Genomic DNA, 12,413 nt, shown 5'->3' with positions numbered 1-12,413 from the left:
TTCCTACTTGCCTGCGGTCTCCCACTGCTACGTAAGCTGGTTCTTGTGTGACGATTCTGAGCGGATCCTGCCGACCGACGCTAGACGGCCGAGCCCAAGCAAACACTCATGATCGATTCGACATTTGGGGCATCGGATCGAAATTCGGGAATCTTGCGACTGGTCAAAGGTAAGCTCGTCGGTCTCCAGCCGGCTATCTCTTCATTCGTAGTTGGACACTTCAGCATGATCAGCGGCATTTGCGTCCTCTTCGGTCTTCCAACGCTCGTCCACGTCGGCAATATGTCGCCTCCACCTTGCCTACTGAAGCAGGATGACACGGGCTCGGCATGCAATTTTCGCAATTGCCTGAATGGCCTTTAGCACCAAATGTGCAATCGCGCAATTATTGCGTGTATTCTTGGAACAACTCGCGTCCAGGACCACGATCGGGTTGTTGATCGAAGACCAATAGAGATGCATGAACGTAACAGGGAAGCTTAGGCACGGTTCACAAGCCAGGACTGAGTATCCCACTCATCATCGGAAGCAATATACCGGGCCACTGCCGCCATCTCCCGATAGGCATGCTGTTTAAAGTGCCCGGGTTCGTGGCAACGATACCTCCAGTAGCGCCAAAGCGACGTCATAATCGCGGCGTACTCGACTATCGGCTTGATCGAAGCTCTCTCTGCAGTGCTCAGCTTTCTAACTGACTCGTAGCCGGCGACGAGACTGCCGATCCTGCGGAAGCAAGGTATCCCGTCCACAACGCACATTCCGACGATCGCCATCGCCACATCGAAGGCCAGCATGTAGTTGCACGCCAGTTCAAAATCGATGATCGCAACAAGGTCGCTTCCATCGAACAGAACATTGTCCGCAAACACATCGCCATGGATCAGGCCCGTTGGAAGATCGTAATATGAGCCGATATCGATGCTGTCGAGCGACCGGATTGCCCATTTTTCGTATTGGCGATCATGCCCCGATTGCAAGGCCTGCCGGAAACGATCCTGCGCGTAGTAGATGTCCTTCGGCAGAAAGGATGGGCAAGGAACCGCGTGCAAGGATGCGATCGATGCGCCAACCTGGCGAACGTGCTCTTCATCCGGCGCCCGGCAGACCTCCCCGTGGAGGAAATGGCGCAACAGCGCTGGCTTGCCGTTGATGACCGCAGTAAGGGTCTTCGCCGCGGTCCTTTTGAGTGTCGTGGTCGGGTAGTTATGGACCTCAAGCCAGTCCAGGGTGAGGGCCATTGTTTCGACTTCTTCCGCTGACTGCTCCTCGATCACACACAGCACGAAGGCATCGCCATCCGATTTGAGGATGTAATTGCGGTTGCCCGAGCCCTGTCCAGCCAAGCTCGCTTCCACGATTTCGATATCGTAGATCGACCCCGCCAGGCGCGAGACAGCCTCAATACACCAGTCTTGCGGCATAAATCCGTCGCCTACCTCATCAAGGCCTGATCCAGATCTGCAAATAGGTCGTCGACATTCTCGATCCCGACGGACATCCGGATCATGCTTCGGGACACACCCAATGCTTTTTGCTGTTCCGCCGTCAGATTCCTGAACGAGGTGGAAGCTTCGAACGGCGAATTAAGTGTGGTGGAGACCTCACCCATGCTGTTCGCGGGGATGACCAGCTGAAGGGCCTTCTGGAAGGTGCGGAGATCCACGTGATCCTTGACCTCGAAGGTCAACAGACCGCCAAAGCCCGTCATCTGCCTTTTGGCAGTGTCATGTCCCGGATGGTCTACCAAGCCGGGATAGCGAACCGAAGATACACAGGGATGCCGGGCAAGCATCTCGGCTAGTCTGCTCGCGTTATGGTTGATCCGGTCCATCCGCAGCGCCAGGGTTAGGAGGCTCCGTTCAAGAAGGTGACAGGCCTGGGGGTTTAGGCATCCGCCGTAGTCGTTGATGTATTCGAGCATGGGCGCTAGCATCTTCTTCGATCCGATGGCGGCGCCTGCGGTGATGTCGCCATACCCGCCGAGAAATTTCGTGGCGCTGTGCAGCACAACATCAATGCCCGCTAGAATCGGATTCTGGTTTATGGGGGTGGCGACGGTATTGTCGATGAATGTGAGGAGGCCCCGTTCTACAGCAAGGGCCGCAACCATGCCGATGTCCACGATTCCCAGAAGAGGGTTCGTCGGTGATTCGATGTAGATGGCCTTAGTGTTCGGGCGAACAGACGCGACGAAGTCGGCCGGTGTCGTCCCCTGAGTGAACGATACTTCAATGCCCTGGCGAGGGAGATGACGCCGCACAAAGTTGGCGGCGCCCGAATAGACGCCCGCCTGAACCACGAGGTGATCGCCGGTATGCAAATGTGAGAGGAGAGCCGTGGATATCGCGGCCATTCCGGAGCTGAACATCAGCGCCATTTGCCCATACTCCAGGGCGCAGAGCTTGTCGGCGACCGCCCGCTGGTTCGGGAGGTTCGAGTGCCGCGGATAGATATCTTCATCTATTTCAAGATGTAGGTGAGAGTTCGACGGATAGAGAGGTGTTCTGGTGCCTCGCGTCGCCATGTCAACAATGGTGCCGGCGTGGACGCACGCCGTTTCGATAGAACGCTTCATGATCATGCCCCCTGTGCTTATCGACTTCTGTTCCGTTTGAGGACCCGCGCGCAGCACCGACAGCCGGTCGGCAAGCGGACGCGCCGTCGTCAACTTATTGTAAGGATGACGGCGGGCTCAAATGAAGGCAACATCGTGCCAATGCACAAAGGAGCCGTGTCGAAGGAGCGCCAAGGCTGGTAATTCAACACGGCCTCAAATTCACGCAATGGTCGCCGCACCCTCACTGCGGTTATTTCTTCGGCTTGGACGGTGCGGCGACCATTGGCGTGAAATCGACTAGGATAACATCCCGGATACCGACCGTTGCCGGCTCGGCTACCCTCACCGGCTTCACCATATGCCAAACCATGTCGTCCACGATGCCAATCGAGTCGAGCGGCGTGCTCAGCGTCGCCTCGCACAGCAACTTTGCCTGGCTATTGTCTGTGATGATGCTTTCGCCACCAACGACGTCTCTCCTGTTCATCAGGTGGATCCACGTTACTGGCTCACCGTCCTTGTGAAGACGGTTCGGCACCGCAACACCTGGACGATCCGGCGTTGCCCGGAGACGGATGAAGTGGACGCCGACCTCAATCGGTCCGCTCAGCATTTCCGGATCCAGCGGCGAGTTCACGAAGTCATGCATGATCAATTCGCGAAGGAAATCTGCCTTGATGATGGCCTCCGGAAGGGCCGCGAACCGTCGTTCGATGCCCTTCGCTTCGGCATTGAAGCTAACGTTCTGCTGGTAAATCAGCGCCTTGTTGGGACGCGGCATCAACAGACCGGCAAACGGCAGTAGTACATATCTGGAGAGCTGCCGACAGCGATTGGCACTCTCGTCGTATGTATCGAGGGGCAGTGAGTTGAAGTGGTCCTGCACCGTTGCAAGTGACTTATACTGTTCGTCGGTCAGAACGAAGCTATTCGCTTCGAGATAACAGAAACCTTCGGTTTTCATGCTCAGGAGGGAGTTCCTGACGGATACCAGACCGGGAAGTGAGGGGTTATCCGCTGCGCCGGCACCGAAAAATTCGGTATACATCGCAATCTCCTAGGGGTTCAGACACCAAAAATAGGCGCATCCCTGCCCGGGGGCACGGCGAATAAAAAAGTCTGGCAATTTCTAGATGTTTCTGATTTAGAACAACTTGCCGGTGTAGTCAAGGAATAGTGCGTCAAGAGACTTTTACGCTTTCCGGCCCTGGCACCTACTGCATGACCGACTGATGCGGGCGGCGCTACAAATTTGAGAGACAAAGGAATTTTCTAATGAGCTTCGCCAAAATGATCCGACTCTACAACAAGCTGATCGATGGCGAGGCGGGTCGGACAACCATCGACATCGACTTCCTTCTAAAGAAAGGAAGCATCTCGGACAATTACGCGCGTCAAATCCTGAGTGGTAGCAAGTCACCTACTGACAAGATCAAGAGCCTAGTGATCAAGGCGTCCGGTATCGATCCGCGGCATTGGGAACTGACGCCTTCAGCGTTCGGCGCCGCCATTGGCCTGACCGACTACCAGATCGCCGACGTTCTCAATATCGAGATCGTGGGGATCAACTTTCGATCGCAACTCAAGGACAAAGGGCAGGTCCAGGATATATTTTCTCTCACCGAGGGCATTTTTTTCTCCTACTACTACTCGGTTTCAAACTTCGAAAAGCGAATGGTGTGTCGCGACGTATTCCAGGTGATCAGGGTCGATGAATTCGGCCATATCAGGGTACGCTTGGCTGATGGATTCTTCGACTACAGCGGTCTGTGCGTCCCCATCCGAAATCACCTGTACTATATGCTGGAGAAAGATAGAGGATTGGATGAGATCGTTGTCTACTGCACCAACTTCCCCAACGACCACAACAGAAACCTGTTCGGCATCATTCTGTGCAACTCCGTTAAGCTCAAGAACCGGCAATCTTCCTCATTCTTTCCCGCGGCTTCCAGAGTCTATTTCTCGTTCCTGGGAAGGACTTTTGAGGAAGCTTCGCGCGCGATCGGATCGCCGGTCTCCTCGTTTGAGGACATCAGAAAGTATGCCGGTTACATTGACGAGACAGATCCAACGACGCTTGGGCCTACAACGATGGATGATATCAAAAACATCAACAACTTGATTACCAGCGACAAGGTTCCGTTCGCACTCATCGCGAACGACTAAACCGGCTAACGCACGCTCAGGCGGTTCTACCCTTCATAGGCTTCATCTTGGACTCTTTCGCCTTCGCCCACGCAAACCATGTTGGCGACGGCTGTAGACGCGAAGCGCAAATTCGCAAACTGCACCAGTTTCGCACCAGAAGCGGTGCGAGCGAAGCGCAACAAACGCGACGAAATCGAACGAAAGTCGAGGGAAATCAACAAACCTGAACTATAGTCTGGTCTGCCGCTCATAACGGTCTGCAGGTTCAAATCCTGCGGCTCGCGAAGGCGTCCAATTCTTAAAGTCCCTGCCTTCCTCTTCGGTGATGACCGGCGCGGCGCGAACGCGATCAATAATGAATCCGCGTCGACGTCGACCTATACCAGCGAAGCGCCAGCAAGGTCGGATCGTCGAGCCTAACAAAATGATATTGCCAGTCGCTTTCGCGCCGAACTCAGTTGCACCGCCGCCGATCCGAAAGCCTTTCATTTGCGGCACGGTAAACATCGCGCATTCGACGCATGAATGCGGCCAACCAAATGCGAGCACTTCGCGTGCTTGGAGGCGGATTGGATATCGTTGTGGCTGTCACTGCCGCTCATATTGCCGGCGGAGCTGTCGGATCTATTCGCGCGAACCTGCGTGGTCGGATCACTGAATCAGTGTGCCGGGGTTCGCCAACATCCGCCGACGCTTATTCAACGGATATTCGACGATTTCGCCATCGCCGTTCTAAGTTATTGGATTTGCTGGCGCTCCCTAGATTAGGGGAATCGAACCCCTGTTTCAGCTTTGAGCGGGTAAGTCGATCCGCTTAATGATCATCGTGGGAGAGGCCCGCCATGGAGACGTTATGGATATCAAGCTCGGCTAGTCTGCATGAGCAGGAGTAACTGCAGCAGTTTCGCATCAGAGACGACCGGTCATGGTTACCTATGCGATCTTCTCTAGCAGCGCTCCTCGTGATTGCATCAGTGGGGCGATAAAAGACCCGCCGCAGTTTCCCAGATGAACACCGCGGCTTGAAAGGCTGCTGCGAAGCACGCCCAGGCGGCTGCTCGAGCATTGAGTCTACCCTGCTCCTTTAGCGCGTCCGGGTACGGTCCGCTGCCGTCCCAGTTCGTGCCTGCAGTCAGGTTGGGGATTTTCACTGACGCCGATCCAGCCCAATTGATCCCAGCCAAACAAGTGCAAACTACCGTACCGACCGACAACACAAGCTTCAGAAAACCCAGCCAGTCCATCTCTATCTCGGCGCCGCTGTTGAGGAGCGACGGTTGATAATCGATCCGTGCGGCCAAGCAAAGTAACCAAACGATCAGGCCGGACCTCACGGGGCCGCTCACTGCGCCGATGATCAAGAGGGTTCATAATACAGTGCGGCTGTTTGGCCCTAGCAGGAAGATCCGCATCTCGACATCGTTTGCCGGCGGTTCACATTATCGAGAGCTTGCTTGGCTACCGCCCCTAAAAACACCGTTTGAAAAACCGTTTTAGTTCGGTCGTCTCAAACGGTTCGCGAGGATAAGTCTTTGAAAGACTTGGTGGGCGCACCAGGGCTCGAACCTGGGACCCGCTGATTAAGAGTCAGCTGCTCTACCAACTGAGCTATGCGCCCGAAAGGCGATCGAAGCCTTGCGAGGCCGGTCGTTTAGCAAAGCGATCCGGGGATGGCAAGCGACGGGACGCAAGTTTTCCAAGGCTTCGTCCCCAGGGGCGGAAAAGCGGAAAGCCGCTGGATTCCAGCGGCTTCGCCAAGGTTAATCGTGCGGAAACCCGGCCGCTCAGAGCCGGCCCTCGCGGTCCCGGCCCTCGTCACGGTCGAAGCGGTGATGGTGGAAATGGTCCATGCCGTGGCCCATCATGCGGTCCATGCCGCGCTCCATGAAATGGCGGTGGCGCGGACCGTCCTCGCCGCCCCCAAACGGGCCGCGGTGGCGGGTCAGCACCGCGAGGCGCCGCTTCTGGCCCTCGTCCAGGGTCTTGTAGAGCGGATCGGCGGCATCGGCGATCTTCTTCAGGGCGGCGGAGCTGGCGCCCATGTCCTCGGCGCGCTGACGCAGGCGGGCGATCGGATCTTCAGGCTTGTCCGCATCATTGGGGCCGGCATTCATCCGCGCATTGGCGCGGTCGATGCGCAGCTTGGCGAACTCCCGCACGGCAGTCTCGACCGGCGGCCACAGCTTCTCCTGATCGGCGTTGAGCTTCAGCCCGGCATGGACGGCGGCGATACGCGCGTCGACCAAGGCGGCGCGGTCCTCGGGGTTCATGCGCATGTGGCGGACGTGCTCCGTCCACGGGCGATGATATTGGGCATAGACCGCGCCCGAGCCGGCGATGCTGAGCACGGCGATGGCTGCGATGGTGAATTTCTTCATGCGAACCTCCTCTGGAAGGATGCCCGGAGGATGAGCGCAGCGCGGCCCACGCGCAACTTACAACTTGGACAGGGAGCGCGACGTTACGAAGATGTAACGGCCGATTTTACCTCTAGCCGCAATTGGACATCATTCGCAACAAAGAGGCTTCCGTGCCGACGGCACGGAAGCCTTCGTTCAGCGTTCGTTATGATCAGTTCGTGGTGCCCTTGGCTTCCTTCAGGAACTCGTCGATCAGCGGCTGGCCCACGCGGCTCGCCGCGTCCTTGTAGACCGGCTCCATCGCCTTGCGCATCGCCTCGTCCTGCTCCGGGGTGAGCTTGATGATCTCGCTCTTGCCGCTCTTCTTGATCTCGGCCAGCGCGTCATCGTTCTCCTTCTGAGACTGCGCGTTGCTGAAAGCGGTCGCTTCCTTCATCGCCTTGGAGAGCTGGTCGCGGATGTCGGCCGGCAGATCGTCCCAGAACTTCTTGTTCACGATCACGACGTAGCCGATGTAGCCGTGATTGGTCTCGGTGATGTACTTCTGCACCTCGTGCATCTTCTGGGTGTAGATGTTCGACCAGGTATTCTCCTGGCCGTCGACCACGCCGGTCTGGAGTGCCTGATAGACTTCCGAGAACGCCATCACCTGCGGCAGAGAGCTGAGCGCCTTGAACTGGGCCTGGATCACGCGCGACGACTGGATGCGGAATTTCAAGCCTTGATAGTCGGCAGGCGTGACCAGCTTCTTGTTCGCGCTCATCTGCTTGAAGCCGTTGTCCCAATAGGCAAGGCCGGTGATGCCCTTGGCGTCCAGCAGCTTGAGCAACCGCGTGCCGAGCGGCCCTTCCGTCACCTTCCGCAGCGTCTTCAGGTCGGGCAGGATGTAGGGCAGATCGAACACTTCGAACTCGCGGATGCCGAGGGGCCCGAACTTGGAGTTGGACGGCGCCAGCATCTGCACGCTGCCGAGCTGCAGCGCCTCGAGCTCTTCCTTGTCCTTGTAGAGAGTCGAATTCGGGTAGACTTCGACCTTGACCTTGCCGCCGGTGTACTTCTCGGCCAGCTCCTTGAACTTCTCCGCGCCCTTGCCTTTCGGCGTGTCGGTGGCGACGACGTGGCTGAACTTGATGATGATCGGTGATTGGGCCGACGCCGGCCCGGTCAAGCCAAGTGCCAGAGCCGCGATGGACGCGGCGATCGCGAAGGTGCGCATTGTTTCTCCCTGTGGTTATTGAGGTCGCCCGGCGGGGGCGACCGATCCTTCATGGCCGTCACATCAATACAGGCCGGCGCATCGTACGGCTATTGGCCGTTCGCAGGGCTGCCATCTCTCCGGCCGTCATTCCGGGGCGATGCGAAGCATCGAACCCGGAATCTCGAGATTCCGGGCTCGCCTCGCCGAGGCGCCCCGGAATGGCAAGCTTCGCTTGTCAGCTCGCAGCCGCCGTCGTCACCGTGTCGCGCTGGCGCTTCATGACGATCTTGTTGAGCGCGCCCAGATAGGCCTTGGCCGACGCGACCAAGGTATCGGGGTCCGCCGCGCGTGCCGTCATCGATCGACCGTCCTGCGCCAGCCGCACCGAGACTTCGGCCTGCGCGTCGGTGCCTTCGGTCACGGCGTGAACCTGATACAGCTCCAGCTTGGCCTCGTGGGGCACGAGGCGCTTGATGCAGTTGAACACCGCGTCCACCGGGCCGTTGCCCTCGGCCTCCTCGATCTTGATCTGGCCGTCGACGTCGAGCTTCATGGTCGCGCGCTGCGGGCCATGCGTGCCCGCGATCACGGTCAGCGAGGTCAGCTTGATGCGGTCGTGGGAGGCCGCCATTTCCTCGTCGACCAGCGCCTCGATGTCTTCGTCGTAGATGTCCTTCTTGCGGTCGGCCAGCGCCTTCATCCGCGTGAACGCGTCTTCCAACTGGTTCGGGCCGAGCTTGTAGCCCATCTCCTCCAGCTTGTGCACGAAGGCATGGCGGCCGGAATGCTTGCCGAGCACCAGCGAGGATTGCTTCAGCCCGACCATCTCGGGCCGCATGATCTCGTAGGTGGAGGCGTCCTTCAGCACGCCATCCTGATGGATGCCGCTCTCATGCGCGAAGGCGTTCCGGCCGACGATGGCCTTGTTGTACTGGACGGGAAACGAGGTTGCCGCCGACACCACCTTCGAGGCACGGGTGAGCTGCGTAGTGTCGATCTTGTTCCAGTACGGGAATTTGTCGTTGCGCACGTTGATCGCCATCACGATCTCTTCGAGCGCGGCATTGCCGGCGCGCTCGCCGATGCCGTTGATGGTGCACTCGACCTGGCGCGCACCGCCGACGATGCCGGCCAGCGAGTTCGCAACCGCCATGCCGAGGTCGTTATGGCAGTGCACGGAGAATACCGCCTTGTCCGAATTAGGCACGCGTTCGATCAGCGTCCGCATGAAGTGAGTGTATTCCTCCGGCACCGTGTAGCCGACGGTGTCGGGGATGTTCACGGTGGTTGCGCCGGCCTTGATCACGGCCTCGACGATGCGGCACAGAAAATCCATCTCGCTGCGGGTGCCGTCCTCGGCCGACCATTCGACGTCGTCGATCTGGTTGCGGGCGCGTGCGACCATGGCCACTGAAGTCTCGATCACCTGCTCCGGGGTCTTGTTCAGCTTCACCCGCATGTGCAGCGGCGAGGTCGCGATCACGGTGTGGACGCGGCCGCGCTTGGCGAACTTCACCGCCTCGGCGCAGCGATCGATGTCGGCCGGATGTGCGCGCGACAGGCCGGCAATGACGGCGTTCTTGGAGCGACGCGCGATCTCGCTGACCGCCTGGAAGTCGCCTTCGGAGGTGATCGGAAAGCCGGCCTCGATCACGTCGACACCCATATCGTCCAGCAGTTCGGCGACCTCGAGCTTCTCCTCGAAGGTCATGGTGGCGCCGGGACACTGCTCGCCGTCGCGCAGCGTGGTGTCGAAAATGATGACGCGGTCCTTCTCGGACTTGTTCTGGGTGGCCATTTTCTAGAATTCCTTTTGAGCTTTTGCGCCGTTCAGACTGTCTTGGTCCCTGGCGCTTGGGTGTCCGGTGATCTCGACCAACCCCTGAGCGCCCAGGCGCATGGCGCCCAGCCGGCCCTCAGGGGCAAGTAAGAAGGAGGCCGCCAATAAGGAGGGTGGGCAGCGAGGCGGCCGGAATCGTGGCGGCGGCCAGAGCCACCTCCCTCGAAATCCCCTCGATTTGGCCGCGAATCAGCATTGCCGGACCCTTTGAGCCACAAATCCTCGGTCAAAACCGTTGACGGTTGGTTGCCGGGAGGCTCAGCGCGGTCCGTTTCTAGACGAGAAAAGGCCCCAACCGCAACGCCAAAAGATGGTCAGGATAGCTGACCTGGCTGATTTCGGTTCGTGTCGAATGGAGCGGAATGCGTCCCGCATTCGCTCGATCCGGGCGACGGGACGTCCTGCCAGGCGATCGAGTGCGAGCGCGCCACGGCGGCTATCCCGTGCCGGTGCGGCGGGCGCGGGCCCTGCTCTCCCAACGGTTCAGCATCTGGCCGAGTTCGCCGGTGGCCCCGGGCACAGCGGTGCCGGCCTTCGCGATCTCGTTGGTGTTTGCCGGCGCATTCGCGGAGAGCCAATCCGGCTCCGCATATTCGCGCCAGCGGCGTGCCTCCGCCCTCCTTTCCGAGAGACGTAGTCACGCGTGAAATATCCGGCCGCAAATGCGATCGCGAGAACGATGACCAGGACGACGACTTGCAAAATGAGCTCCGGCTTTTTTCCCGTTCAGCGCCTTCAAGTCTAAACGCATTTGAAGGTGACGAAATTGCGACCCGCGATCGCGCAGTGGTTTCGATTCCACCTCTCGCAACCGGCGGCGGACCGGACTAACCTCCATCCCGCTCGGCCGGATCAACCGGCCAGCGAGACATGACCGGGAGGACGCGAATGACACGCCAAGAGGCTCGTGACCAGGAGCAGCGTGACCAGGATGCTGCGCTTTCGCGACGAACACTTGTCCGGGGGCTTGCAATCAGTGCGGCCACGATCGCGGGAGCCGGCGCCGCACTGGCCCAGACCGGACCCGCCGCACCGCCGAGCACCATCACCAACCCGCCGCGCGATTTCGGCCCTCGCGGCGCACCGACCACTTATTTCTGGGACCCGGACATCATCGCGGTGGATCCGTCCTTCAACGATCTCGCGCAGCCCAACACCGCGATCAAGCGTCTCTACACCGGACTGCTATGGGCCGAGGGCCCTGCGTGGAGCGCGCAAGGCCGCTATTTGTTGTGGAGCGACATTCCCAACAACCGGCAAATGCGCTGGAGCGAGGACGATGGCCGCGTCAGCGTATTCCGCTCGCCCTCCAACAACTCCAACGGCAACTCGTTCGACTTCCAGGGTCGTCAGCTCTCCTGCGAGCACCTGACGCGGCGCGTGACACGGTACGAGCATGACGGCACCGCCACCGTGCTGGCGGATTCCTATCAGGGCAAGCGGCTGAATTCGCCGAACGACATCGCCGCGCATCCCGACGGCAGCTACTGGTTCACCGACCCGCCCTATGGCGGCCAACTCTATGAAGGCGAGCCCGACGTCGCGGGTGGTCCGAGCAATACGGCCGGCAAACTCAACCCGCGGATCGGCCAGCCCGCCGGCTTCGTGCCGGGCAGGCGCGAGCTGCCGACCAATTGCTATCGCATCGATCCGTCGGGCCGCGTCGACCTCGTGGTCACTGAGGACCAGGTGCCAGACCCGAACGGCCTGTGCTTCTCGCCGGACTACAAGAAGCTCTACATCGCCTCCACCGGCAAAGGGCCTGGCGACACCGGTCCCGGCGGCAAGGGCGAGATCTTCGTGTTCGATGTCGGCAGCGACAACAAGCTGTCCAACCTGAAACGCTTCTCCGACTGCGTGATCGATGGCGTGAAATGCGGGCCCGACGGCCTGCGCTGCGACGTCAACGGCAATCTCTGGGCTTCCAGCAATGCCGGCCGCGCGGTCGGCTACAGCGGCGTGACGGTGTGGTCGCCGGAGGGCAAGCTGCTCGGCCGCATCCGCCTGCCGGAAGTGTGTGGCAACGTCTGCTTCGGCGGCCCCAAGCGCAACCGCCTGTTCATGGCCGCGAGCCAGTCGCTCTATGCGGTGTACACGGCGACGCAAGGCGCGGGGCCGGGCTGAGCCACATAATCCGTGAACAAGAGCGCGCCGGCGTCTTTCGCCGGCGCATCACCGATCTCTAGGGCAGGAATATTGTCGTCTGAAGCATCTCGCATTTGCGTTCCCTGCCAGCGACGACGAGCCTCGGCTTTCGTCATGTTGACTTTCCACCGTCCCCCTCCCCATACTTCGTAAAAACAAGATCAC

General features: G+C 59.5%; 10 protein-coding genes, 1 tRNA gene and 1 pseudogene. 2 read left to right on the top strand and 10 right to left on the bottom strand.

From position 1 onward, the window contains the following. Nucleotides 1–479: 479 nt before the first annotated feature. The 3 genes from ASG57_RS14905 to ASG57_RS14895 all read right to left on the bottom strand — a co-directional run bounded on the left by ASG57_RS14905 (nt 480) and on the right by ASG57_RS14895 (nt 3,605). Complete coding sequence (locus ASG57_RS14905; protein ID WP_057196632.1) at nt 480–1,421, bottom strand: phosphotransferase; 942 nt, start codon at nt 1,419–1,421, stop codon at nt 480–482. An 11-nt stretch (nt 1,422–1,432) separates the two neighbouring features. After that, nucleotides 1,433–2,575 (bottom strand): trans-sulfuration enzyme family protein, encoded by a 1,143-nt coding sequence (locus ASG57_RS14900; RefSeq protein WP_063996998.1) that lies wholly within the window; start codon nt 2,573–2,575, stop codon nt 1,433–1,435. Nucleotides 2,576–2,807: 232 nt separating this feature from the next. Continuing rightward, a complete protein-coding gene (locus ASG57_RS14895; RefSeq protein WP_057196630.1) occupies nt 2,808–3,605 on the bottom strand; it encodes a 2OG-Fe dioxygenase family protein in 798 nt (265 codons plus the stop codon). Nucleotides 3,606–3,832: 227 nt separating this feature from the next. Between ASG57_RS14895 and ASG57_RS14890 the strand changes: the two genes are divergently transcribed. Beyond that, a complete protein-coding gene (locus ASG57_RS14890) occupies nt 3,833–4,723 on the top strand; it encodes a hypothetical protein (RefSeq protein ID WP_057196629.1) in 891 nt (296 codons plus the stop codon). 26 nt (nt 4,724–4,749) lie between these two features. Here ASG57_RS14890 and ASG57_RS37780 read toward each other — a convergent pair whose 3' ends face one another. The 7 genes and pseudogenes from ASG57_RS37780 to ASG57_RS39125 all read right to left on the bottom strand — a co-directional run bounded on the left by ASG57_RS37780 (nt 4,750) and on the right by ASG57_RS39125 (nt 10,808). Then, entirely contained in the window at nt 4,750–5,058 is a 309-nt protein-coding gene (locus tag ASG57_RS37780) for a hypothetical protein (RefSeq protein WP_210169290.1), read from the bottom strand. A 618-nt stretch (nt 5,059–5,676) separates the two neighbouring features. Then, entirely contained in the window at nt 5,677–6,006 is a 330-nt protein-coding gene (locus ASG57_RS14885; protein WP_156402688.1) for a hypothetical protein, read from the bottom strand. Nucleotides 6,007–6,247: 241 nt separating this feature from the next. Next, nucleotides 6,248–6,323: transfer RNA gene (locus tag ASG57_RS14880), tRNA-Lys, on the bottom strand. A gap of 166 nt (nt 6,324–6,489) precedes the next feature. Beyond that, nucleotides 6,490–7,083, bottom strand: coding sequence for a Spy/CpxP family protein refolding chaperone (locus ASG57_RS14875; RefSeq protein ID WP_057196627.1), 594 nt, complete (start codon nt 7,081–7,083; stop codon nt 6,490–6,492). A gap of 193 nt (nt 7,084–7,276) precedes the next feature. Next, on the bottom strand, nt 7,277–8,281 hold the full coding sequence (locus ASG57_RS14870; protein WP_057196626.1) for a TRAP transporter substrate-binding protein: 1,005 nt from the start codon (nt 8,279–8,281) through the stop codon (nt 7,277–7,279). Between the two features lie 217 nt (nt 8,282–8,498). Next, nucleotides 8,499–10,061, bottom strand: a complete 1,563-nt coding sequence (locus tag ASG57_RS14865) for a 2-isopropylmalate synthase (RefSeq protein WP_024339669.1) — start codon at nt 10,059–10,061, stop codon at nt 8,499–8,501. Between the two features lie 478 nt (nt 10,062–10,539). Beyond that, nucleotides 10,540–10,808, bottom strand: a pseudogene (locus tag ASG57_RS39125) (hypothetical protein). A 183-nt stretch (nt 10,809–10,991) separates the two neighbouring features. Between ASG57_RS39125 and ASG57_RS14860 the strand changes: the two are divergent. Then, nucleotides 10,992–12,227: an SMP-30/gluconolactonase/LRE family protein gene (locus tag ASG57_RS14860; protein WP_024339667.1), complete on the top strand. Its 1,236-nt coding sequence runs from the start codon at nt 10,992–10,994 to the stop codon at nt 12,225–12,227. Nucleotides 12,228–12,413: the final 186 nt, after the last annotated feature.

It is taken from the genome of Bradyrhizobium sp. Leaf396, from assembly GCF_001424605.1.
Lineage (GTDB): Bacteria > Pseudomonadota > Alphaproteobacteria > Rhizobiales > Xanthobacteraceae > Bradyrhizobium > Bradyrhizobium japonicum_C.
Note: the sequence above shows the minus strand (reverse complement) of the source record. Positions and strands in the feature narration are given on the sequence as shown.

Bases quoted from the DNA above. Each gene is read 5' to 3' on its own strand.
- ASG57_RS14905 (WP_057196632.1), bottom strand. From the start codon at position 1,421: ATGCCGCAAGACTGGTGTATTGAGGCTGTCTCGCGCCTGGCGGGGTCG.
- ASG57_RS14900 (WP_063996998.1), bottom strand. From the start codon at position 2,575: ATGAAGCGTTCTATCGAAACGGCGTGCGTCCACGCCGGCACCATTGTT.
- ASG57_RS14895 (WP_057196630.1), bottom strand. From the start codon at position 3,605: ATGTATACCGAATTTTTCGGTGCCGGCGCAGCGGATAACCCCTCACTT.
- ASG57_RS14890 (WP_057196629.1), top strand. From the start codon at position 3,833: ATGAGCTTCGCCAAAATGATCCGACTCTACAACAAGCTGATCGATGGC.
- ASG57_RS14875 (WP_057196627.1), bottom strand. From the start codon at position 7,083: ATGAAGAAATTCACCATCGCAGCCATCGCCGTGCTCAGCATCGCCGGC.
- ASG57_RS14870 (WP_057196626.1), bottom strand. From the start codon at position 8,281: ATGCGCACCTTCGCGATCGCCGCGTCCATCGCGGCTCTGGCACTTGGC.
- ASG57_RS14865 (WP_024339669.1), bottom strand. From the start codon at position 10,061: ATGGCCACCCAGAACAAGTCCGAGAAGGACCGCGTCATCATTTTCGAC.
- ASG57_RS14860 (WP_024339667.1), top strand. From the start codon at position 10,992: ATGACACGCCAAGAGGCTCGTGACCAGGAGCAGCGTGACCAGGATGCT.